Here is a 23,989-nt window from a genome sequence, read left to right as displayed (position 1 = left end):
AAAGTGAACTACCAGCAACTTGATGCCATCGCCGATGCCTATATCCCTTTGTTAGGACTGCTTGTACTTGGCTTTATCGCCAGACAAATCCTTAATAAACAATACCGAACAGCAGCCAGGTTCAGTCTACAAACCTTGGTATCAGTAGCGCTGGTTTACGCCTTAATGGCTCTGGATAACTATTTTCTTATTTGGCCTACAGTCTCACTAGACTACAGCACTCATACAGCATTATCCCTGGCCTTAGTGATGTTATTAACTCAAGGTTCAACGTTTCAAGTTCACTGGCAAGTTGCCTTGGGAGTATCATTCTTAGCGTATGCGATTTTAATGCTTTACCAGCAATATCATACTATTGCAGACATAGTCAGCACCGCTTTCATCCTGGTTCCGAGTCTGTTTATTATTAACAGGAAACTGGTCTCTAAAGACCCAAATTGGGAACACTGTTCAGCTAAGCCTTATAAGAGTTCATAAAGTCGATGCCTGGCTTTAAGGCGCATCGCCAAACTAAAGCTGCTTCCTCACAAAAGTTAGGGTAGGTATCTTCAATAGCCTGAATGAAAGAGTCTACGAAAAGTTTATACATATATTCGTCAGCTCGAACTTTATCGGCGTGATGTCGAGCGATAGTTTTTAGGTATTCGCTTTCTTTATTAGTACAGTAGAATTTGACTAAGTGCTTTATAGATTCTCGAAGCATTTGCTTCTGCTTATCCATATCGATATAAGCAAAAGCATTTTTTATTAAATTAGAGCTATTAAAAAAGTGTGTATAGAAAGAATCAAAAAAGTTGCTATCGTTACTCAGAATAAAATCGTAACTATCGTCAAAATGACTCCCGAGAGATTCAATCATCCCCATTACTTAAGCGCTCCAATGCAATTTTTATTCAGAAAGAAAATATTTTAGACTAAACATGCACATTGTTCTAAGTAATTATCGTTTTCACTCAGATGATATTCCAAGGCTGCAGATACGAGTAGTCTTATAGCCAGCCGGGATAAATTACTCGCTAAACTCTTCTAAGATAATCTTTAGGCGTACATCCAGTCCAACGTTTAAACGCTCTCAAAAAGCTAGCGGACTCAGCGTAACCTAACTGATCAGCCAATGCGGCCACTGACACTTTCCCTGCAGCCATCATCCCTAGACAGCGCTGTTTCTTATGCTCATCCAGGATACCTTGGTAACTCGTGTTGGCAGCGCTTAGTTTTCTGCGGAAGGTACGCTCACTCACAGAAAACATCTTTGCCACTTCAGGAACGCTTGGAAAGCGCCCTTCGTAGCCTTCAATGACTTGCTTGGTTTGTGAAACAATATCTTCATCTTGCGAATAGAACTTACGTAATAGCTCATAAGCTTGAACTCGATATAGCTGATGAGCGAGAGGGTTCCCGTGCTTCATCGCCACACTCAAAATGACGCGTGGAAGCCGAAACCAGTTATAGGGCTGATCGAAATGTAAATCAAAGTCGATATATTTCTGATACTCCGCCAAACACTTACCTTCAGGCTTAGGCCGAGCAGTACCTGCAGCAATTAGTATTTCGTTTGGTTTTTCAAGAAACTCCCTTACAAAGATATAGGTTCCCATAAGGTCTCTGTCGGCAATAAATGTCCTGAGTTTAGGTGAGGCCTCTGGTAAGGTATAACGTAGCTCTATCCAATCTTTATCAAAATGCAAAGTCATATGTGAAAAGAGCAGTGATAATGACTGAAATTGAGCGCCAACCTTCAAAGCCTGGTCAAAATTTGGTGCACTCATAAGCAACATTGCATAGGTACCGTATGAGGTAAATGTCACCTGACTGCCTACCTTGACACCAAGAATAGGGTCATTCAGTAAGTCTATTGCTTCTGACACGATATCCAGCTCCAAAGATTGCTCAATCACGGCGGCACCATTCATATTCTGCAAGGACATCCCCCTGCGCCGCAAAAGTTCTTCCGGGTCTGCCCCCAAGTCTTCAACCGCTTTAAACAGTGGAATCAAACCTAATATCGACTGCTTCTTTTTAGCACTGCCTACATACATAAACCCTACAGACCTTTCTTTGAATTAGGTGACCAAAGTAACAATTAACTAGCCTCAACTGTCATTATGGCCGTATTTATCAATTTTTGACAGGAAGCATCCTATATTATGTGACCAACAGTCACTAATCTGCATATACCCACTTTAGCTGATACGAATATTTCAGCAGAAAACTAATAAAAAAGAAGCACGATAACTTTCGCGGTAATTGCAGGAGATCATCATGAACAAAGACTATGAGCAACTCGACGTACTGATCGTTGGAGCTGGCATTTCTGGCATTGGCATGTGCTACAACCTAAAGAAAAAGCGCGCACATACCTCTTTTGCAGTGATTGAAGGTCGAAAAAACATTGGCGGCACTTGGGACTTATTCAAATACCCGGGTATTCGTTCAGACTCTGACATGTATACCTTTTCCTATTCTTTCAAACCCTGGACAGACCGTGAATATATTGGCACAGCTGACCGCATCAAGCATTATCTAGATGAACTGGTTTCTGATGAGAACCTGGACCAGTACATTCGTTTTCAACAGAAAGTCATATCAGCTGACTGGAACTCGGAACAAAACCGCTGGCTTGTCAGTATCGAGCGAGCAGATGGGTCGCAGTACCATATTGCTGCGAAATTCCTTACCTGTTGTTCAGGCTATTACAATTATGAAAAAGGTTACCTGCCAAATTTCGAAGGCTATGATGACTTCAAAGGAACCATTGCCCACCCTCAGCAATGGCCTGTTGATATGGACTACTCAGGTAAGCGCGTTATTGTCATAGGCAGTGGTGCGACGGCCGTCACCGTTGTACCCGCAATGGCAAAGAAAGCAGCTCATGTCACCATGGTTCAGCGCTCGCCAAGCTACGTCTACTCTCGCCCCGCTTCAGACATGTTATTTAGAATAATCTCTAAAATACTCCCGGCGGGCCTAACGAATAGAATCATGCGCGCCAAATACACTACCATGCAGCAAATGGTATTTATGTTATCCAAACGCTTTCCAAACTTTATTCGTAAGCTTGTCAGAGATATGAATAGGAAAGCACTGGCGGGAGCAGCTGACGTCGATACTCATTTCAAGCCCACCTACAATCCATGGGATCAGCGTATGGCCCTGGTACCTGATGCAGATTTATTCAATTCAGTTCGTTCCGGCAAAGCGAGTATCGTCACTGAGCATATAGCGCGCTTCACTGAGAAAGGAATATTGTTGAAGTCGGGCGACGAAATTGAAGCCGATATTATTGTTCCCGCCACAGGGCTCGATCTTCAGCTATGGGGAAAAATGAAACTGAGTGTCGATGGTCACGACGTCGATGCGCCTAAGCTAACCAACTATAAAGGCATGATGTTCAGCCAAATGCCAAACTTTGCTTGGGTCTTTGGATACACTAACTCTTCCTGGACGCTCAAAGCAGAGCTGACCTTTGATTATGTCTGCCGCCTATTGGAACACATGGAGCAAAATGGTTACCAAAGTGTCTACCCTTACCGTGAACCAAACGCCAAACAAAGCACCATTGTTGCACTGAAATCTGGCTACGTATTAAGAGCTCTCGACCGCTTGCCTGGCCAGGGAGAGTCCTTTCCATGGTGCAATAAGGACTTTTACTTCAAAGACATCTTTGCCATCAAACACAGCAAACTCGACGACGGTGTACTTCGTTTTGATGACAACACGCCTCTTGAAGCTTTTCATAAGGTAGAAAAAACTGAAACAAGTACGCCTTCCGTCGCCAAAGAAAAGACACAAACGACCGAAAAAGTTGAGGAGGTAGAAGTATGAAATCTCTACCTCCTGTTGTCTTGATCCACGGAATGTGGAGCACACCAGACATATTAGATGAACTGAAAGACGCCTTTGAACAACAAGGCTACCCTGTACTCGTTCCGAGACTTCCACTTCATTACCCTAAGAATAAGCTATGCGAGGACAAAAGGCGCTCTTTAGCTCGACTGGGTATCGAAGATTATGTCGCCTCTTTAAAGCAAGACATAAATAAATTCACGAGAGCCCATTCAAATCAATCACCGATATTAGTCGGCCACTCAATGGGCGGTTTACTCGCGCAGTTGCTTGCACAAGCGCTACCCTGCTCTCAGTTGATTTTAATTTCCTCAGCTGCGCCTGCGGGCATTAATGCTTCAAGTTGGTCGGTACTCAAAACCTTTGGACATAACTTGTTGAAATTTCCCTTATGGCGCTCGTATACCAATTTATTATTAAGAAATATTCAGTACGGTATCGCGAACACACAGAGCGCTGATATCCACAAGCAACTCACTCAAGCATCTACCTTTGAGTCAGGTCGAGTCACAACACAACTATCTATGTGGTTCTTATTTCGCAAGCCCCCCTCCAAGGTGGATTATCAATCTGTAAGCTGCCCGGTATTAGTGATTGGCGGCACCGAAGATAAAATCACACCGATAAAAATCCAACATAAGATCACCCGAAAATATGGCTCTTCAGCCAGCATAAAAGTTATCGAAGGAGCCTGTCACTATACCGTGGGAGGAAGCTTCTTCCCTCAAATAAGGGAGTCGATCTTTACCTGGCTGGATACAAAACTACCTAAACATAGTCAGGATGCACAAGCGGCGTAAACACCTAAATTAAAATAACAACTTAAGGGTCTTAACATGAAAAGCACTTGGACGAACAAAACAATTCTCATCACCGGCGCGGGCTCTGGTATTGGTCAGGCAATTGCTAAACTATTCGCGCAGCTGGGTGCAAATTTAGTGGTCACTGATATCAACCAAGCAGGTCTTAAAGAGACGAGTAAAGCCATCGGCTCATCAGCCATTATTTCCAAGCAGTCCGATGTCTGCTCAAAGGAGGACTGGCAAGCTCTCGCTAAAGATATTGAGCTTTCATCCGGGCATTTAGATGTACTCATTAATAATGCAGGCATGACGTCTTTTGGTTATTTTGAAGAAACTTCTGAGGCCCTATTTAACAAAGTAATGGATGTAAACCTAAATGGTGTCGTTATGGGTTGTCGAGAAATGATGCCATTACTTGAAAAGTCATCACGCGGCATGATCGTTAATGTCGCTTCAATATTCGGCTTGATCACCATGCCAATGGTAGCGCCCTACCATGCCTCTAAATTTGCCGTTCGCGGATTTACCGAAGCCTTACAACAAGACATGATTTATTCAGGTAAGAATATTGATGTTATTTGTGTGATGCCCGGCGGTATTCGATCCAACATTGCAAATTCTGCTGAAACTGAAGCAGCTAATTCCAATGAGCTTGCCAAACACTTTGAAACGGTGGCACGAACAAGCCCTGCAAAAGCGGCAGAAGTCATCGAAAAAGGCATGCGTAAGAAGACCTTCCGAGTATTAATTGGTGCCGATGCCAAGTTTGTCGATATTCTTTATAAGGTACTACCGACCAGCTACTATAAAGTATCTAACCAGCTTTTAGGCGTTAAACGGTTTTTACGTTCGTAGAACTAACAGAAATGGAAAAAAAGCGGGGATGGAGAGCTACCCCGCATAAAGGGGACTGGTAAACCAGCAAGGTAAAACAGGGACGTACTTTAACGAATTATGAACTTTAGGAAGCCTCGGACTTCATATGCTTACGTGCTGCAAATAAACCAACAAAGCCAGCCGAAAATAGCATCATGCTGCCGAACTCACTACTTGCATCCTGAGCGACACTAGCCGAAGCCTGTGCACTACAAGCAAAGACAAACAGTACAAGTATTGAGATAGAGTTTTTTATAGCTGACAATAGAATTCCTTCACATCAAAAAGATTGATAAACAAGCTTACTGCTTTGATTTAAGTGAAGACTAGCACGGAAGTTCTAACTCAACTGTCAACGAATGTTAAACGACAAGTTATTGAAATATAGTGTGATTTATTTGGCATTATTGCCAGCATAACTGTTCAATAAGCGAACAAAAGGTGCGAAAAATAGGGAGAAAGTCCCCCTTTAGCTCTGAACAGGTAAAACAAGGTCTCCGGCACGCAATCCCGAGACGACTTCGATCATCCCGTTTTCTTTCTGATCGCCAACTCTTATAAAGCGTCGAACAACTTGCTCGTTTTCCAAAACCCAAACAACGTTCAACTGACCAACATAAGCTATACGATCACTAGGCAATAGAATCTGTTGTTTCGTACCCACCGGCACACTTAATTGCGCATACATGCCAGGTAGCAAGCCTTCAGCCTCCAGACGGCTCTTAATCAAGAAGCTTCGAGATGCAGCATTACCTGCTGGCACCATTTCTTCTATTACTGAAGGCAGATTCTTATTCATCGAGGGAATCCTTACCTGCAAGGTGTCACCCAAACTGAGGCCGATCGCCAATTGTTCGCGCACATGCGCCTCGACTCGTAAAGTAGCTGGATTATATAAGGTAAGAAGCTGCATCCCTGGTTGGGCAGTATTACCGGGCTCTGCAAAGCGATCGATTATTAGACCATCAATAGGGGAATGCACCTGAGCATAACCCAGGGCCGTTTGCGCTTCTAACAAAGCCTGTTCTGCACTTTGCTTACCGGCTAACAAGCTATCGTAGTTTGCCTGAGTCTGCTCCAAAGCAGCGTTAGCAATCAAGCCTTTCTGACTCAAGTCCTCAGAACGCTTAAGATTATTCTTTGCTTCCAACAATCGTGCAGACACTGAAGACAAAGCCGCTTTTGCCTGAGACTCCCGTGATAGCAAATCTGCCTTTTCCAATTCAATCAGTAGCTGCCCTTGTTTAACCTGCTGCCCTGCTCGTACATGTACTTTCTCTATCTTGGCTAGAATACGTGATGAGATAAGTGAATTCTGTTTCGCTTCAATACCTGCTGGCACTGGCTCGAACACTTCCTTCTTCACCCGTTCGACCTCAATCGCTTGCCTTAGTAGCTCATCGAGTTTTACCAAACTTTGCTGCTCACTTTGCCCGGGCTTTACCTTGTTATTAAAGGCACCCGCCATCCAGGCAACCATAACGATAAGTAAAGCAATTGCCAGTACAGGTAAGCCCAGTTTTTTTAATACGGAGTCATTTGTTTGCATCTTCGTATCCTAATTTTGCGTGATCAGTTAATGAGTTATTTTCTGGCTTATCGAACACCAACAAGTAAACAATTGGTACCACCAGCAAGGTAAAGATGGTTGAGGCAATGATGCCGAAAATAATAGCCAGAGCCAGGCCACTAAAGACCGGGTCAAGGATAATCACCAGATTACCCAGCATGGTAGTGCCAGCAGTCAGTAGAACAGGCCTCATACGAACGGAGCCCGCCAGTATAAGCGCCTCTTTAAGCTCCACACCCCGGTCTCTGGCTTGAGTGATGAACTCTACGAGTATCAAAGAGTTGCGAACAACGATTCCAGCCAAAGCAATCATGCCGATCATCGCTGTGGCGGTAAATAATACGGGTTCAGGCGCTCCTGCAATCACTCGTTCGCCAAAAAGGTTCAGCGCTGCAAAACCAGGCATAATACCGATAATCGTCAAAGGAATAGCCGACATAATAATCAAGGAAAGACGGACAGATTGTGTCTGTATCTTCAGTACAAAGAAGATACCTGCCAAAGCAAACATAAATGCTAAACCCATATCTCTAAAGACATCTATGGTGATCTTCCACTCGCCTTCACCACCCCATTCGAGCTGGATATTTTCAGGTAGCGACCAAGTCTGTCCGGCTGACTCACCAGTGAATAGCGAAAGAAAGTTGCGAGACTGCCAATCACTAACATTCAGGTTTTCTTGTTTCGCTTCTGCCCCAAGCTGTAAATCGCCACTCACATCAGCAATCACTTCAGCAGGCGTTCTACCAGACAGCTCTGCCATCACATAAACGACCGGCTTTAGGTCTTTATGATGAATTGCACGATCCGAGACATGCTCTTCGAACGCACCTAATTCTCCCAAAGCAACGAGGGGCACCGGTGCACTGTCCAAGCCATAGCGGCTGCTCTGTTTGATCACCCCTGCTTGACCTCTTACCTGCAAACGCGCTAAATCTTCAATCGAGTTTTTATCTGCTTCCGCAAGCTCTAAATAAAGCGGAACGGGTGACGTTTCTCTTTCTTGCTGATAGAAACCCGCTGCCATGCCTTGATTAGCAATAACTAAAGCTTGATTGGCTTGAGCAGAAGAAATTCCAGATAAAGCTGCTGCTGTCTTATCCAGGGTATAGCGAAGCTTTTTCTGTTCAGCCTCGACAGTGGTATCAACCTCCACGACAAAAGGCTCTTTTTCCAGGCGCTCTTTTACACTCAATGCAGCAGCCTGTATATCCTCGTAGGGAGTCAGTTTGTCACCGTACAATTCAGCGACCAAGGTACTCAATACCGGGGGCCCTGGTGGCACTTCCACCACTCTAACCAATACACCTTCTTTATTAAAAGACTTAAGCAAGTCTCTTAAACGCAGCACCACGCCATGAGACTGATGCTCTCTTTCTGCTTTATCGAGTAAGGTCAGCCGCAAGTCTGCCTGATAAGGCATCGTGCGTTGATAGTAACGGCGAACCATACCATTAAAATCGATAGGCGAAGCCACCCCCACAAAGGCGGCTGAAGCGAGTACTTCGTTTACTTGCGTCACTTGTAAGGAGATCTGCTTAGCCAAACTCGCTGTCTGTTCCAAGGTCGCTGACTCTGGCATATCGATAATAATCTGCACTTCATTTTTATTATCAAAAGGCAGAAGTTTTAAGGGAACCCAGCGCATCATAGGTAACATGGCTGCAGCTAGGAATAAGATCAGCACAGCCCATAAGACCCATTTTGCTTTTCTCCGATCATTCAAAAAGGGAGAGAGAACACGTCGGAAAAAAGGGCTCCCGCTATCAGCACGACTGTCCTCACCCTGTTCAGCAACAATGGCCGAAGGTTTCAGAAGTTTACTCGCCAACCAAGGCGTCACTAAAAATGCCACCAGCGTACTGACGCCGACGCTCACTGGCACATTGAAAGCCATCGGCGCCATATAGGGCCCCATCATTCCGGTAATGAAGGCAAGCGGAATAAATGCCAGGACGATAGTGATGGTCGACATTATCAAAGGCACTTTGATTTCTGATATCGCTGCAACAATTTGAGAGGCCGTACCAGGGTCCTGGCTTCCATCTTTGCCACGCAGCTTCTTTTTCAAATATCGTTCAATGTTATCGACACCAGTAATCGGGTCATCGACAAGTAAACCTAGTGATAGAATCAAAGCAAATAAGGTCACACGGTTAATGGTATAACCAAAAGCCATATCCAAGGCCAAGGTCACCCCGTAACTAATGGGTACCGCAATACCAACAACTAAAGCAGGGCGCCAGCCAAGGAAAACCGCGATAAACACCACCACGGTAAAGACCGCAAAGGCCAAGCTACTCGTTAGGTTATCAACCTTCTCATTCGCCGTTGCACCGTAATCACGTAGCACTTCTATGCCGATACTTGTCGGCAATAAATCTGACTTTAGCGCTGCAATAAGCTTATGAACTTCCTGAGCCACACTGACTGCATTGCTTCCCGGCTGTTTGGCGACACTGATAACCGACATCGGTAAATCACTACGTGCGGCGATCGGGACCCCTTCAAATTCTGGATGTGTTTCAGCAAAATCCAACCAGGTATAAGTACTCGCATTGGCAGGGCCGTCAACAATTTCAGCTACATCCTGAAGCGTTACCGGAATCCCATCGACAACATTGACCACCGTCTGTTTTAGACTACTAAGGTCGCGGATAAAGTCGCCGCTTTCGAGTTGAATAGACTCATTGTCAACGAACCAGTTGCCGCTACTTTGAAGCAGATTGGACACCTGTAAAGCTTGCAAGACGTCTGCCGAAGTACTTTGACGCGCTGCCAAACTTTCGGGCTGTAAAAAAATCCTTATCGTTCGTTCTCGGCCCCCCGTTACCTTGACTTCACTGGTATCAGGAATTGCCTGTATATAAGTCGACAGCTCTTCCGCTACCCGCCTTAAGTCATAATCGCTAGCATCGCCTTTGGAATACAAAGCCAACATCATGATCGGCACATCATCCACTTCAACCGGGTTTACGCGCCAGTTTTGTACTGCCTGAGGGACTTTATGTTGATTGGAATGAAGTTTGTTATAGGTATTCAGAATTGCATCTTCACGATCTTCGCCAACATAAAATCGTAAAGTAACAGCCGCCTGACCGCTCATTGAGGTGGAATAAACATTCTCTACACCCGGGATTTGAGCCAGAAGTTTTTCCAGCGGTGTTGTCACCTGCCGTTCTACCTGCTTAGAAGACATACCTGGCGAACTGACTAACACATCGACCATCGGTACAACAATTTGAGGCTCTTCTTCACGTGGAGTGTAGTTCAGCGCGACCATGCCCAATAAAAGCGAGACAATAAGAATCGCTGAAGGTAAGCCACCCGCTAAACTGTAGGCGAGCAAACGTTCGATAAAAGATTTATCTGCTGAAGTCATGCAATTACCCTAAGGTTTAATTAATTCGGCTGGCAAAATACGTTATACAAGTTCTGAATTATCGACTCTACACGAGGGTCGTTTAGCCGGTAATAGATGGTCTGCGACTCCCTGCGCGTTGCCACAAACTCTACTGCTCTAAGCTTTGCCAAGTGTTGCGACAAGGCCGATTGAGAAAGAGGCACCCGCTTATTTAATTCGCCAACTGATAGCTCCCCTTCACTCAAAACACACAAAATCATTAAGCGCTTGCTGTTTGCCAGGTTTTTTAAGAAAGCCTCTGCTTCTGCCGAGCGCGAAGACATTTCATCCAGACTAATATCCATCACCTACACCTTAAATTACGTCTTATGCATGTCACGATAAATATGAATACTAATTAAAAATTGCTAATTTAGCAACTTCTAATATATCATACCTCCCATCACTGTAAATGTTTGAGGTAATAAATATGTTGAGATCGATACCGGACTTAATTCAAGAAATCAGACCTAAAGTACGCTGTGTAACATCATCAAGCGCCAAGCTGGAAATGAGCAATAATGGTGGTATTTTGATTGACGTAAGAGAACCCATGGAAGTGGCACAAAACCCGACACCGAACGCCCTCAACATTCCACGTGGTGTCTTGGAAATGAAGGTATCAGAACTCCACCCACATGAAGAAACACCGCTCTATATCCACTGCGCAACCGGTGCACGCGCCACTTTATCTGCAGAGCAGCTGATGAGAATCGGCTATAAGCATGTATCGGTGATCACTTGTGATATTGAGACGATATGTCAGAGCTAGAATAATTAGAAAGTAGAATGGCACTTACTTAAACTGAATTTCACTTTTTTACAGTGGAAGCCTAGAGAAACATTACTCCTCTGTGCAGCAAAGCGCTCTGTGTCCTCTGTGGTTAAGGGCCTTAGTCTTGAAGATCAAAAACCCAAAAACGAATCCACCACAGAGGACACAGAGCGGCCGATGGCCTGTACGGAGATAATCAAAAAAGGGTTCTTAAATGAATGGCTCCTATTTAATCTGAATTGCACCCTATAGATAATCATTTGTTTAGATGGAACATATGCTTAAGTAAGTGCCGTTCGGTCTAGAGTAAATTTACTCTGACCGCAGCCTCTCCTTCTAATTATGTTAGACTGCCGCTAGTTTTTAAGCGCATCAAATTGAAGGAACTCCCATTAAATGGACTTAGAAGTAAAACCCTATACTGAACAGCCTTTTAGATTCAGCGGCAAAGCACTCGAATTCTTTGGCATTTGGATCGTCAATATAGCTCTCACCATCGTTACGCTGGGCATTTATTCGGCCTGGGCGAAAGTTAGAACACACCGCTATTTTTATGGCAATACTCAGCTTGACGACAGCGCCTTTCAATATTTGGCAAAGCCTGAACAGATTCTAAAAGGGCGAATTTTTGCATCCATATTATTCGGCATTTATTACGCAATAAATTCCTATAATGGCGTTTGGGGTTTGTATGCCGCTGCAGCAGTGACAGTTTTAGTGCCTGCAATCATTGTTCTTTCTATGTCGTTCAGGCTCCGCCACACAGCTTATCGTGGTATTACCTTCCGCTTTGAACGAAACTTCAAGCAAGCTTATTTATTTTATGGCCTACCGGTATTTTTGTTCCTGGCTCTGCTTGTTAGCTCAATATATTTTTCTGTGCCCAGTGAGGTATGGGAATACTCGGAAGTCCCGATTTCTGAGGAGATGCCAGCTGATGAAACGACAGAGATACCTGCCGTAGGAGAAGAAGCAAAAATAGATATTGAGGAAGAGTTTAATATGCCTTGGGGGCTTGCTGCTTTGTTCCCATTGTTTATCTTGGGCTTTCCCTTCTGGCAATACTTAAAAGCTATTTTCCTTGTAAATAACGCTCGCTATGGCACCTCACCATTCAGCTATGGCGCTGGCGCAAAAAGCTTCTATCTTATGTATTTAAAGGCCTCCGGTGTTTTTATCTTAGCGATATCTATTGTACTTTGGACTTTATCCCAGCTAGACCTTATGAATTTTACAAGTGAAGAAACAGCACCGTCTTTTTCAAACCTCATTTTAATTCAGCTGGTATTCTTTACTGTTTATTTATGGATCTTTGCCTACCTTCAAACCAAGCGCCAAAACTTGATATTCAATCATACCCAGATCGAAGAGATGACTTTCTCAAGTACATTGAGCGTTAGCTATATGTTGTATCTATACCTCAGCAATACGATTGCCATTATCTGCTCACTAGGCTTACTCATCCCCTGGTCGATGATCCGTACTGCGCGCTACCGCGCAAGCCAACTAACACTGCTGACAAATCAATCTCTCGATAATTTCGTCGCGGATCAACAAAATCAATTGACCGCAATGGGTGAAGAGTTTGGTGAAGTCTTTGATATCGAAGTGGGAATTTAAATGCTGACGAAGCCTGGTTGCTAACAATGGAGATTTCCGGCTATTTGTACCTAGGGCAAAGCTCATCACGGCTTCCCGCTAAGCTACATTATCAGGAAGGCGGTCAGCTCTGCTTTTTTCCAGAAAGTGAATTTGTCACTGAGTCATCCAATGAACCCTTAAAAAAGGTCGCCATTAAAGATGTCGACATCTCATCACGCATTGGCAATACCCCGCGCTTCATTAGTTTTGGCGATCAATGTCAATTTGAATGTGCTGATAATTTAGCAATCGATGAACTGATTAAAACCGCCCAGCAGGATGGCTACCTCAAAACTAAAACATATTCCGGGCTCGCTCACCGCTTGGAAAGTAAGCTTCAGTTTGTTGCGTTAACCTTAGTTTTGGTAGCGGTCGCTAGCTGGGGTTTTATCGCTTATGGCATTCCTTTTTTCAGCGAAGAATTGGCCCACGCACTGCCCGCTGAAGTATCAACAAAAATTGGTCACGGAGGCTTAGAAATCCTAGATAAGAGCGTGTTTCAAAGCAGTGAATTAGCTGAAGAAGAGCGCGACTCCTTAAGGCAGGCCTTTAATCGCATCGCCGACGAGCTGACAAAGATTGAAGGCCTTGAGCTCATTCCAATGAAAATCGAGTTCCGCAAAAGCGAGTCCATCGGTGCGAATGCTTTTGCACTTCCATCAGGAACCATTATTTTTACCGATGAGATGGTCAAACTCGCAGAGAACCAAGAGCAGCTGGAAACGATCATGCTGCATGAAATTGGACATATCGCTCACCGGCATAGTCTGAGAAGACTGATACAGCAATCCAGCCTAGCCCTATTCATCGTTATCGTAACTGGCGATATTTCAACCACCAGCCAAGCAATTCTTGCCTTACCTGGTGTTCTTCTGCAAGCAGGCTATTCCCAAAAAATGGAGCTCGAGGCTGATGATTTTGCGCTGAAACATTTACAAGAGTTTGGCTTACATCCTGAGGATTTTATTACCTTAATGGAGAACTTAGAATCCCAAGAAAAAGACCAAGGTGCAAACGAGCCCGAAGAAAACATAGGTAGCGTGGAGCCAAAACAAGAATCTGAAATACAGGGCTATTTTTCAAGCCACCCAAGCACGTCAGAGCGGCTAGAACGATTTAGAAATCACCGTCATTGAAGCGCTAAACACTAAAGCTTAGCGCCTCCCCATTTCCCTCTATGCCAGTGAATACCGTAAACAAAACCTTGGCCCAGGCGAGAGAAAGAAAACAAAAGCCAAATCACCAGCAAGGGCGGCTCAAAATAAACTACTGCGATAAGACCTAAAGGAAAGAACACAGCCCATTGAGAAAGCATACTTGTCTTCAAGACTACTTTTACGTCACCACTTCCCAGCAAGGCGTTCATAAGAATCACACCGATAACATCGATAAATATTAAAGCCCCCGTCACCTGCAAAGGTAAGCGAGCCGCGTCAATGGTAGCCGTATCTGAAGTGAAAAAGCGCAAGATAAGCTCTGCATTGAAGGCTAATAACATACCGAGTATCAAGGTTATCCCTCCGCCAATTTTGGCAACATCATAGGCCCAGAGTTTAGCCTTCACCTTGTCTCGTTCACCTAAGCTTGTACCTACCAGCGTTGCAGCGGCCATACCAAAACCAAAGCCTGGCAAAATACATAACATCAGAATATTGATGAGTATATTTAAAGCGGCAACTTCACTAACGCCTATTTTACCCACCATCCAAAACAAGCTGATCATACCAATCGCAATTAACAGCTGCTGAAAACCTGCTGGAATGGTGAGTCTAAAGACGCTAGCAAGATCACTTAAGCTTGGTTTTATACGGAATAATTTTAACGACTCCAGCTTGAAGAAGCCCAAACAAAAATACAGAACAGAACCAACGCCCATGGCAATGGTACTCGCCCAAGCCGCACCATCAGTCCCCATAGCGGCGAAACCAAGGTGACCGAAAATCAATATATAGTTCAGAATAATATTTAGTACATGAATAAACACTAGCGACAACATGTAATACTTTGGCTGACTAATGCCATTAAAGTAACCGCGAAAGGCGTAATTCACCCCCATGAAAACCGTCGCGAGGACTCTGATCTCCCAATAAGAGCTACCTAATTCAGCGACTTCGGTATCGGCATTAAGATATGGAAAAATAGAAGGTATATAAGGATAAATTAAAGCTGTCAGAAGGCTGCCAAATATTACGGCGATCATCACACCTGCAAATAGCGACACCCCAGCTTGCTCGATTTTCTTCTCACCCAAACGACGAGAGGCAACAGCTTGAACACCGCTAGACAGCCCCAGAACCATGGCGCTTGAAACGAAGGCTGCAAAACTCCCTGTTCCTACTGCGGCTAAGGCACTAGCCCCCAGATGACCGACCATTGCGACATCGACGATATTCAGTATATTTTGCGAGATCATACCGCCAATAATAGGCAGAGAAAGTAAAAAAATTAGTTGAAAGCGGTCTAGGGTGATCATTATCGTTCTTATTGTATTTGCTTAATAAGCGCATAATATTTGCACCCCCCCCACACTCGAAACCAGGCTTAAAAATGATTTAGATAATTTCATTCTTGGCGATTAAGCCGGTATTCGGTAAAGTAAGCAGTAATCTAAATTCGCCCTCGCGATATCAGTTTTCAATTTAAGAGAGTTATTATGAGTCAGTTCTGGAGCCCCATCGTTCACAAGCTCACCCCTTACGTTCCAGGTGAGCAACCTAAGGTTTCCAATCTTATTAAGCTCAATACTAACGAGAACCCTTATGGCCCCTCTGACAAAGTTCTCTCGGCCCTGAAGGCTGAAGCGTCTGATTCTCTTCGTTTATATCCTGATCCAAATGCCAGTGAGTTGAAAAGTGCGATAGCCGAATATTACGACCTTGAAGTCGAGCAGGTTTTCGTCGGTAACGGCTCAGATGAGGTGCTAGCACATACCTTTATGGGCTTGCTATCAAATGGTAAGCCGCTACTCTACCCCGATATTACTTATAGTTTTTATCCGGTTTATTGCAGCTTATACGAAATTGAACCTAAGACTCTTCCACTTAGTGAACGGTTTGAAATAGAGCTTAGCGACTACCCAACAGATAATGGCGGCATCATCTTCCCTAACCCTAATGCACCAACCGGTCGTGTATTGCCATTAGACGAAATCGAAGCTCTGCTGAAAAGGAATACTGAATCAGTGGTCGTCGTGGATGAGGCTTATATCGATTTTGGTGGTGAAAGTGCCGTTGCGCTCGTCAATAAGTATCCCAATTTATTGGTTATTCAGACCTTTTCTAAATCTCGTTCTTTGGCGGGCTTACGTGTCGGTTTTGCCATTGGGCATAAAGACTTGATCGATGGCCTTGAGCGAGTGAAGAACAGCTTCAACTCCTATCCGCTTGACCGCTTTGCAATCAAAGGCGCATCGGAAGCGATTAAAGATAAAGCTTATTTTCAAGCCTGCTGCGATAAGACCATTGAAACGCGTGATTGGCTAACACTAGAGCTCGAGAACTTGGGTTTTGAAGTCATGCCTTCTGCGGCAAACTTTGTGCTCGCCAAGCACCTAGATATTGAAGCTGAAGCTCTCGCTGCTGGTTTGCGTGAACAATCGATTATCATTCGCCACTTCAAACAGCCACGCATTAAAGATTATCTTCGGATTAGTATTGGTACACCTGAAGAATGCCAGGCACTGATTGCAGGACTTAAGCGCCTAATCGTGGGATCAGAGTAAAAATAGCTTTTTTTACTCTGACCCGAATGGCACTTACTTAAGCTGAATTGCACCCATTTTACAGGGAAATATTATTCCTCTTTGCAGCGAAGCGCTCCGTGCCCTCTGTGGTTAAGAGGGCTTAATCCTAAAGATCAAAACCCCAAAAACGAACCCACCACAGAGGACACAGAGCGGCCGGAGGCCTGCACGGAGAAACCAAAAGAAGGGTTCTTAAAGGAGTGGCACTTACTTAGGCTTTAATAAAGTGCTCCCGGTAATATTTTAGCTCTTCAATCGAATCTCGAATATCATCAAGTGCCAGGTGAGTACCTTGTTTTTTTAAGCCTGATTGAATCTCTGGTTTCCAGCGCCTAACTAGCTCTTTCAATGTACTGACATCCAGGTTCCGGTAATGAAAGAAGGCTTCTAGCTCCGGCATATACTTCACCAAGAAGCGCCGATCCTGACCAATGGTATTTCCGCAAATTGGCGAGCAGCCCTTATCTACATATTGCTTCAAGAACTCTATCGTATCTTGTTCTGCTTCTCTCTCGGAAGTATTGCTGGCTTTAACCCGAGCAGTCAGACCATTTTCACCATGTGTTTTGGTACACCATTCATCCATAGAGTCCATCAATTCGTCACTTTGGTGAATCGCGATAACCGGCCCTTCCGCCAGGGTATTTAGCTGTGAGTCGGTCACAATCGTAGCGATCTCGATAATGCGCTCTTGTTCAGGATCCAAGCCGGTCATTTCTAGGTCGATCCAGATAAGGTTGTCTTTATGTTTCGCGGGGCTGTCGGTCATCAAAATAGTCCTATGATTAATGCTGGTGCTTGGCAGCTAAAGATAATCACTATATTCGATATAAACAAGCTTCTGGAATACTTTTACTGCTAGAATAGCGCCATTGGTTCTTTTCCTAGCGATTCATCGGAGCTTATGAGCAAACGTAAACTGAATAGACGGCAGCAATGGCGTATCGAAAAAATACAAGCTGAGAAAGCCGCACGTGCCGACCGCAAAGACAAAAAGCTAGGGCAAGAATATGCAGCAAGCGATTTAGGTGAAGAACAAAAAGGCCTGGTCATCGCGCACTATGGCCAACTGCTCGATATCGAACCCAGCGAAATTTGCGAAGGCGAAACAGAAAAACTTGTTCATCGCTGCCATGTCAGAGCAAATGTCGATGCTTTAGTCACCGGTGATGAAGTCGTCTGGCGCCCCGGCAAAGACCAAAGCGGTGTGATCGAAACACGCCTAGAACGCCACAGTTTACTGCAACGCCCAGACAACTATGGGCTGCTCAAACCCGTAGCCGCCAATATCGACCGTATTATTATTGTTGTCGCCACTGAACCCACACCCTACGCTAATCTAATTGATCGTTATCTGGTGGCCGCTGAAACTCTCGACATCAAGCCTGCCATACTGTTTAACAAAAGCGACTTGATTAATGATAATAACCGCGCTCAGATAGAAAAACTCTGCCAAAGCTATGAAGCACTTGGCTATGAAGTACTCAAGACCTCAGCCAATGAAGTCGAGCATTGTGAGTCCACCTTATTCGACTGGCTAAAAAACTACACCAGCGTCTTCGTTGGCCAATCCGGTGTCGGCAAGTCTTCACTGATTCGTAGTATTCTGGGTGATCAGAGCATTAAAGTCGGCGCGCTTTCGGAAGTATCCCGTAAAGGTACTCACACCACGACGACAGCCAAGCTTTTTCATATTCCGGGTGGCGGTAGAATTGTTGACTCACCGGGCATACGAGAATTCGGCTTATGGCATATCAATGAGCAAGAACTGTTGGAAGGTTTTATCGAACTCAGGCCGCATATTGGCTACTGCCGTTTTCGTGACTGCAAACATAATAATGAGCCCAAGTGCGCGATCCTTGACGCCTACGACAAAGGTGAGATTAGTGAAGAGCGCATGAATAGTTACCGCAGAATTAGAGAAACACTCGGCGACAAAGAAACCTACCAATAATACTCAGCCATTAATTGCCTGCATTATTAAAAATCCAATCTATACTCTAGTCATAGTGAGCTATTTTCAATAAATTGCTCGCAACTCCTAACTATCAATCTATTACATTAGCTTTATGACTGACTCAAAAATGCCCGATAGCGCTGAAGGCTGGGCAAACTTTCTGGTGACAAAGTCACTTCCCTCGCCATTTAAAGTGGGTCAAAAAGTCATTCGTATGCTAGAAAAAAAGGTTATTCCATACTCTCATCTGGCTGCTCACGTTAATAAAGACCCAATCTTGGCTTTTTACGTCATGTCACACGCCAATGATAGCCAGCTAGAAGATACACCGAGCAGTAAGACACTGGCACACGCCATTAGTATGATTGGCATTGAGCGCCTAACAGAGCTGATAAACGAGCAACCCTTTAAAGCTATTTCCTTAAAGAGTATTACCAGTTTCTACTACCTTCGAACACTATCAACCAGTTTATATGCAGGCCACCTCGGTCGAGCCATCGCTAAAAGAAAAGGTAAAGGAAACCCCGAAGACGTTTATTGGTCCAGCTTGTTTCTGGGTGCGCCTATCTGGTATTTATGGCGCTTTGCAACGCCTGAAATGCGTTTAGTACGCTATGCCATTCGTTCCAACTACAAGCTCCCCCATGTTGCCGAGAAAGAAGTATTAGGCGGTACAATCGTCGATGTCACGACCGCTCTGGCTAAAAAGCTAAACGTTCCTGCCCTGGCTCAGGCATGCTATCAACCAGATAAACAATTAAGCCATAAGCAATGGGTCACTATTGCCCGCTCTTTTAGCCCTGATGGGAAACCGCTCCGTGTTGAAGATCGCGACATTAATATGCTGATGCAGTCTCCACATTTTGTCGTGATGCTGGCAAACCTGATTGCTCACTATTCTTCATATTGCTGGTATTCAAGGGCAACATTAAGAGCACAACGGATTCTGGCTTGCTACTTAAACTGCTCGGTTGATGAAGCGATTCAGCTAACTCATGAAGCTGCTGCAGATATGTCACGCGCTCATCCTATGCCAGGCGTAATGCAACCGGCTGCTAAATTATTCGTGCCACCACGCAAGCGCACTAAAGCACAAAGTGAGTGCCAACTCAGTGAATTCCAGTCAGATGCCTATGCGCCATCTCAGAAGGGAAAAGCAGCGCCCCCTGCTCCAGAAGCGCCAATAGCCAGCTCTACTAAAACTAACAAGCTTGAAGACACCAGACAACACGAGAACCGGGACGTACCGAAACCTGAAAAAATTAATGCACCGACTAATAAAGAAGGCATTGCTGAAAAAGCGCAAGCAAACGGGCCGCTTTCACGGAACCCCTTATATACTGAGCTAACACATATCATGGCTCATCGCCCGCAGGAGTTTACCGACCTACATGAGCTGATGAATGCCGCGACCCAAGGCATTGCCTACGGCATTGAGTTAGAACGAGCATGCGTGGGTCTGATAAGCAAAGACCGCAGCCGCTTTAAAAACTATTATTCAGTCGGGTGCCAAGATCACCCTGAACTTAAGGATTTTGAAAGCAAAATAATCAAGAATACTATTTTTGAGAAATTATGCTCTCGCCCAGCCAGTATTTGGGTGAAACCCTCTAGTGACAAGAAGATACTCGACCTGATTCCCATGAATTTCAAGGGCGCCACCGACTCAAAAGAGTTTTTCTTAATGTCGGTATTTGTTGGCAAAAAACCGGTTGCCCTTTTCTTCGCAGATAACACTGACAACCAAACACTCACCGACGCTCACTATAAACAATTCAAATACCTATGCAGCGCAGTCACTACTTCCTTACAGCATCAAGCGAATCGTCAAGCATCAAAGGGTGAAGAATAGTTAGTCCCAAACTTTGTCATCTGGTATGATCCGCCGATCATCATTTGAAGCAATGAGAACTAACAAATGTCAGATCTGTTAATTGAAGCGCCTCAATTACTCGCACTATTAAATAATGAAGACTCCTCTGAAAAGCTGATCATCGTCGACCTTGGAAAAGAAGATCGCTACCTAAGCGCTCATATCCCCGGTGCAGTACTGGTAAGCCCTAATTTAACCCAGGCGGGTCCGCCGGTGCCCGGCCTTGCTCCGAGTAAAGAAAATTTAAACGATTTAATGCAAAGCATTGGTCTGACTCCCGATAGTCAGGTTATTGTATACGATGATGAAGGTGGCGGCTGGGCAGGACGTTTTATCTGGCTACTCGATGAAATTGGCCATAACAACTACCGCTATTTGAATGGCGGCTTGCACGCATGGGCTGCTGAAAATTTCGACATGGAAAGCGGCCCTGTGGCTAATGAAAAGTCAGATATTCAAGTGTCTTTTAGCGGTAAACATAGCCTCACTCTCGCGCAGCTAAAAGAGCTTGTAAACACTCAAGATTTGCAAATCTGGGACGCTCGTTCTCCGATGGAGCATAGTGGCGAAACTGCTTACGCAGCCAGAGGCGGCAAGATTCCCGGCGCACTAAACTACGAGTGGACTCGCGCGATGGATCAACAAAATAGCCTAAAACTAAAACCCTTTGACACCTTGTTGAGTGAGTTAGCGACTGTTGGAATAAGCCCAGAAAAGCCAACCGTCACACACTGCCAAACCCACCATCGCTCAGGCCTCACTTATCTATTAGGCAAGCTACTTAGCTTCACAGATATAAAAGCTTACCCTGGTTCTTGGGGCGAATGGGGAAACCAAGCTGACACCCCTATTGAATGAGTAAATTACTACTAACGGACTTACTATGAAACTCGATGATCTATTTATTTTCAGTCAATATATTGCACCGCAACACTTGATCTCGCGGGCAGCAGGAAAAGTCGCTGAATGTGAAATTCCGGCGTTCAAGAATAAGCTGATCGCTTGGTTTATTGATAAATACGGCGTCAATATGTCTGAAGCCTTGCTTGATTCGCCAGAGAATTTTAAGCACTTCAATGACTTCTTCACTCGTGAACTTAAACCTGGCGCACGGGAAATTGACACCCAAGAAGATGCAATCATTTCTCCGGTTGATGGCGCGATTAGCCAGCTAGGCCAGGTTGATAAAGGCCAGGTATTTCAGGCAAAAGGTCAGAGCTTTAGTGTGGTAGAGCTGCTTGGCGGCGACATTGAACGAGCCGAACCGTTTATGGGTGGCGACTTCTCAACAATCTACTTGTCGCCTAAAGATTACCATCGAATTCATATGCCCTGCACCGGCACATTAAGAGAAATGGTTTATATCCCTGGTAAGTTATTTTCGGTTAACCCGGTAACGGCAGAGAATGTCCCTCGCCTATTCGCCAGAAATGAGCGTGTTGCAGCCATATTCGATACCGAGTTTGGCCCGATGGCCATGGTCTTGGTTGGTGCAATGATTGTTGCCAGTATCGAGACCGTTTGGTCTGGTTTAGTCGCTCCGGTTAAGCGCGATGTGAACAGTACCCTTTATGGGGATGCGAGCAGTATCACTCTGGAAAAGGGGCAGGAAATGGGACGATTCAAGCTCGGTTCTACCGTTGTATTGGCGTTTCCAAAAGGCACAACACAATTCAATGAAGCAATGCAGGCAGGCTCCCCCGTTAGAATGGGTGAAAACTTCGGTAGTATCATTAAAAGCTAGATTTACTAGACCCGACTTAGAGGGAAGCTCAATACATCTTCAATGCTATTGACTCCCTCTTTGATCATCAACAAACGATCCAAACCTAGGGCAATTCCCGAACAGTCTGGCATACCAGACTCCAAAGCTGATAAGAACTTCTCATCGATTGGTATCCCATTCAAACCCATATCCTGGCGTACCAAATTATCAGATTCAAAGCGCTGGCGCTGCTCTTTAGCATCCGTTAGTTCATGATAGGCATTCGCAATCTCGAGCCCGTTTATATATAGCTCGAACCTTTCTGCGACCAATAAGCCATCCTCATCATGCTTCAAGGCGGCTAGAGATGCTTGTGATGCGGGATAATCCGAAACAAACACGGGTCTAAGCTTACTATCTTCAGAACAGCCCAAGTATGGCTCAATACAGACGCTTAGTAGCAGATCCAGGTACTCATCACGTTCCAAATTAGGCCCGGAATAGCCGGCCAACTCTATTGCTTTCTGCCTCAGTACATCAATAGCGACTATCATCGGGTCAAGATCTAAATATTTCCGAAACAAGTCGCGATAACTAACTGTCGACACTTCACATGAACCCAAAAGAGTTTCCAGTAGGTCTGCGGTTTCTTGCATCAGAGCGTTGAGATCAAAGCCTGGGCGATACCATTCAAGCATGGAAAATTCAGGATTATGTCGTACGCCGCTTTCAGCATTACGAAAAGTTTTACAGATTTGGAAAATCGAACCACTCCCCGCAGCAAGTAGACGCTTCATAGGGAATTCAGGAGAAGTATGTAGATATAAACATTCTGAACCCGCACCAGGTGCAGAATTCAAAGCGCAAGACAAACTTTCCAGATGAGGATCTGTCGCAGTTGAGCGACCAAGAATAGGCGTTTCAACTTCAAGCACATGACGTGCGACAAAAAAAGCCCGAAGCTGCGCATATAGCTCAGCCCGGGCTTTTAGTCTTTGCAAAGAACATGTTGGTTGCCATTGTTCTGAAGTTTTATTCATAACAAGCAAGCAAACCTCTAATCTCTATGCAATCAATTGCTCAATTATGACTTGGCACGACTCACGTATTCACCAGTACGAGTATCGATACGCAGCTTCTCACCAATATTGACAAATAATGGCACATTGACCGTTGCACCGGTAGAAAAGGTAGCCGGCTTTGTGCCACCTTGAGCTGTATCGCCTTTCAAACCCGGGTCAGTTTCTACCACTTCCAGCTCAACAAAGTTTGCTGCAGCAACAGCCAAGGGTGCACCATTGAATAGTGTGACCGTATAAACATCCTGTTCCTTTAACCACTTAATTGTATCACCGACAGCCTTTTCATCAGCAGCATGCTGTTCAAAAGAACCATCAGTCATCATAAAGTGCCAGAACTCACCATCGGTATAGAGGTACTCCATATCGAATTCCATTACGTCAGCCGCTTCAAGAGATTCACCTGACTTGAAGGTTCTCTCCCATTGACGCCCAGTATTGAGGTTTCTCAACTTAACGCGGTTAAAAGCCTGGCCTTTTCCTGGCTTTACAAATTCATTCTCAATCACCGCACAAGGATCACCATCCAACATTACTTTTAAGCCTGAACGGAATTCGCTGGTAGAATAACTTCCCATTTTGATCTCACCTGTTTCTGTCTCCTACATATTTATGCAGGAACTATTCAATTTACGGAATTATTTTCTCGCTATCTTGGTCCAGCCTAATCTATACAGGGCCAATGAGTGGGCGACAAACTGTTTTCTATAGCTTTACTT

The 23,989-nt window shown here is 44.7% G+C and carries 22 protein-coding genes; 12 read left to right on the top strand and 10 right to left on the bottom strand.

Annotated features, from left to right (window positions below):
* Positions 1-3: 3 nt before the first annotated feature.
* Entirely contained in the window at positions 4-477 is a 474-nt protein-coding gene (locus A3729_RS29370; RefSeq protein ID WP_068515874.1) for a hypothetical protein, read from the top strand.
* Here the strand turns inward: A3729_RS29370 and A3729_RS29365 are convergent.
* Positions 455-859 (bottom strand): globin, encoded by a 405-nt coding sequence (locus tag A3729_RS29365; protein WP_082886007.1) that lies wholly within the window; start codon positions 857-859, stop codon positions 455-457. The genes A3729_RS29370 and A3729_RS29365 overlap by 23 nt on opposite strands.
* 157 nt (positions 860-1,016) lie before the next feature.
* Complete coding sequence (locus A3729_RS29360) at positions 1,017-2,039, bottom strand: AraC family transcriptional regulator (protein ID WP_068515881.1); 1,023 nt, start codon at positions 2,037-2,039, stop codon at positions 1,017-1,019.
* A gap of 223 nt (positions 2,040-2,262) precedes the next feature.
* Here A3729_RS29360 and A3729_RS29355 point away from each other — a divergent pair, with 223 nt between their 5' ends.
* From A3729_RS29355 to A3729_RS29345, 3 genes are read left to right on the top strand one after another with little or no spacing between them, the layout of a single operon-like run.
* Positions 2,263-3,825 carry an NAD(P)/FAD-dependent oxidoreductase gene (locus A3729_RS29355; protein WP_068515883.1) on the top strand — a complete coding sequence of 521 codons (1,563 nt, stop codon included), beginning with the start codon at positions 2,263-2,265 and terminating at the stop codon, positions 3,823-3,825.
* Positions 3,822-4,646, top strand: a complete 825-nt coding sequence (locus A3729_RS29350; RefSeq protein WP_068634556.1) for an alpha/beta hydrolase — start codon at positions 3,822-3,824, stop codon at positions 4,644-4,646. The genes A3729_RS29355 and A3729_RS29350 overlap by 4 nt, the downstream gene beginning before the upstream one ends.
* A 36-nt stretch (positions 4,647-4,682) precedes the next feature.
* Positions 4,683-5,504 (top strand): SDR family oxidoreductase, encoded by an 822-nt coding sequence (locus A3729_RS29345; RefSeq protein WP_068515889.1) that lies wholly within the window; start codon positions 4,683-4,685, stop codon positions 5,502-5,504.
* 106 nt (positions 5,505-5,610) lie between these two features.
* Here the strand turns inward: A3729_RS29345 and A3729_RS29340 are convergent, their stop codons facing one another.
* The 4 genes from A3729_RS29340 to A3729_RS29325 all read right to left on the bottom strand — a co-directional run bounded on the left by A3729_RS29340 (position 5,611) and on the right by A3729_RS29325 (position 10,803).
* A complete protein-coding gene (locus A3729_RS29340) occupies positions 5,611-5,790 on the bottom strand; it encodes a hypothetical protein (RefSeq protein ID WP_068512752.1) in 180 nt (59 codons plus the stop codon).
* Between the two features lie 204 nt (positions 5,791-5,994).
* Complete coding sequence (locus tag A3729_RS29335) at positions 5,995-7,074, bottom strand: efflux RND transporter periplasmic adaptor subunit (protein ID WP_068515892.1); 1,080 nt, start codon at positions 7,072-7,074, stop codon at positions 5,995-5,997.
* The gene (locus A3729_RS29330) at positions 7,061-10,477 is read right to left on the bottom strand and encodes an efflux RND transporter permease subunit (RefSeq protein ID WP_068553430.1); all 3,417 of its coding nucleotides are present in this window, start codon (positions 10,475-10,477) and stop codon (positions 7,061-7,063) included. The genes A3729_RS29335 and A3729_RS29330 overlap by 14 nt, the downstream gene beginning before the upstream one ends.
* Positions 10,478-10,497: 20 nt before the next feature.
* On the bottom strand, positions 10,498-10,803 hold the full coding sequence (locus A3729_RS29325; RefSeq protein ID WP_197470031.1) for a helix-turn-helix transcriptional regulator: 306 nt from the start codon (positions 10,801-10,803) through the stop codon (positions 10,498-10,500).
* A 125-nt stretch (positions 10,804-10,928) separates the two neighbouring features.
* Between A3729_RS29325 and A3729_RS29320 the strand changes: the two genes are divergently transcribed.
* The 3 genes from A3729_RS29320 to A3729_RS29310 all read left to right on the top strand — a co-directional run bounded on the left by A3729_RS29320 (position 10,929) and on the right by A3729_RS29310 (position 14,050).
* The gene (locus A3729_RS29320) at positions 10,929-11,270 is read left to right on the top strand and encodes a rhodanese-like domain-containing protein (RefSeq protein WP_068509654.1); all 342 of its coding nucleotides are present in this window, start codon (positions 10,929-10,931) and stop codon (positions 11,268-11,270) included.
* A 399-nt stretch (positions 11,271-11,669) separates the two neighbouring features.
* Positions 11,670-12,893, top strand: a complete 1,224-nt coding sequence (locus A3729_RS29315; protein WP_068509657.1) for a YjgN family protein — start codon at positions 11,670-11,672, stop codon at positions 12,891-12,893.
* 26 nt (positions 12,894-12,919) lie between these two features.
* Positions 12,920-14,050: a M48 family metallopeptidase gene (locus A3729_RS29310; protein ID WP_068509659.1), complete on the top strand. Its 1,131-nt coding sequence runs from the start codon at positions 12,920-12,922 to the stop codon at positions 14,048-14,050.
* A gap of 11 nt (positions 14,051-14,061) precedes the next feature.
* On the opposite strand, the gene A3729_RS29305 is transcribed toward A3729_RS29310, so the two are convergent.
* The gene (locus A3729_RS29305) at positions 14,062-15,387 is read right to left on the bottom strand and encodes an MATE family efflux transporter (protein WP_068509662.1); all 1,326 of its coding nucleotides are present in this window, start codon (positions 15,385-15,387) and stop codon (positions 14,062-14,064) included.
* A 180-nt stretch (positions 15,388-15,567) separates the two neighbouring features.
* Here A3729_RS29305 and hisC point away from each other — a divergent pair, with 180 nt between their 5' ends.
* On the top strand, positions 15,568-16,635 hold the full coding sequence (hisC, locus tag A3729_RS29300) for a histidinol-phosphate transaminase (RefSeq protein ID WP_068509665.1): 1,068 nt from the start codon (positions 15,568-15,570) through the stop codon (positions 16,633-16,635).
* A 232-nt stretch (positions 16,636-16,867) separates the two neighbouring features.
* On the opposite strand, the gene orn is transcribed toward hisC, so the two are convergent.
* Positions 16,868-17,425 carry an oligoribonuclease gene (gene orn / locus A3729_RS29295; protein ID WP_068509667.1) on the bottom strand — a complete coding sequence of 186 codons (558 nt, stop codon included), beginning with the start codon at positions 17,423-17,425 and terminating at the stop codon, positions 16,868-16,870.
* Between the two features lie 135 nt (positions 17,426-17,560).
* Here orn and rsgA point away from each other — a divergent pair, with 135 nt between their 5' ends.
* From rsgA to asd, 4 genes are all read left to right on the top strand, one after another.
* Positions 17,561-18,610, top strand: a complete 1,050-nt coding sequence (gene rsgA, locus A3729_RS29290; protein ID WP_068553429.1) for a small ribosomal subunit biogenesis GTPase RsgA — start codon at positions 17,561-17,563, stop codon at positions 18,608-18,610.
* Positions 18,611-18,725: 115 nt separating this feature from the next.
* Positions 18,726-20,465 carry an HDOD domain-containing protein gene (locus tag A3729_RS29285; protein ID WP_068509670.1) on the top strand — a complete coding sequence of 580 codons (1,740 nt, stop codon included), beginning with the start codon at positions 18,726-18,728 and terminating at the stop codon, positions 20,463-20,465.
* A gap of 66 nt (positions 20,466-20,531) precedes the next feature.
* On the top strand, positions 20,532-21,344 hold the full coding sequence (locus A3729_RS29280) for a sulfurtransferase (RefSeq protein ID WP_068507602.1): 813 nt from the start codon (positions 20,532-20,534) through the stop codon (positions 21,342-21,344).
* Between the two features lie 25 nt (positions 21,345-21,369).
* Positions 21,370-22,230, top strand: a complete 861-nt coding sequence (gene asd / locus A3729_RS29275) for an archaetidylserine decarboxylase (protein WP_068507599.1) — start codon at positions 21,370-21,372, stop codon at positions 22,228-22,230.
* A 5-nt stretch (positions 22,231-22,235) separates the two neighbouring features.
* Here asd and epmA read toward each other — a convergent pair whose 3' ends face one another.
* Positions 22,236-23,231 (bottom strand): EF-P lysine aminoacylase EpmA, encoded by a 996-nt coding sequence (epmA, locus tag A3729_RS29270; protein WP_068507597.1) that lies wholly within the window; start codon positions 23,229-23,231, stop codon positions 22,236-22,238.
* Positions 23,232-23,275: 44 nt separating this feature from the next.
* The gene (efp, locus tag A3729_RS29265) at positions 23,276-23,848 is read right to left on the bottom strand and encodes an elongation factor P (RefSeq protein ID WP_068507556.1); all 573 of its coding nucleotides are present in this window, start codon (positions 23,846-23,848) and stop codon (positions 23,276-23,278) included.
* Positions 23,849-23,989: the final 141 nt, after the last annotated feature.

The sequence above is a fragment of the Oleiphilus sp. HI0043 genome, from assembly GCF_001634935.1.
The sequence above is the reverse complement of the archived record's forward strand: the minus strand, read 5'-3'. Positions and strand labels throughout refer to the sequence as shown.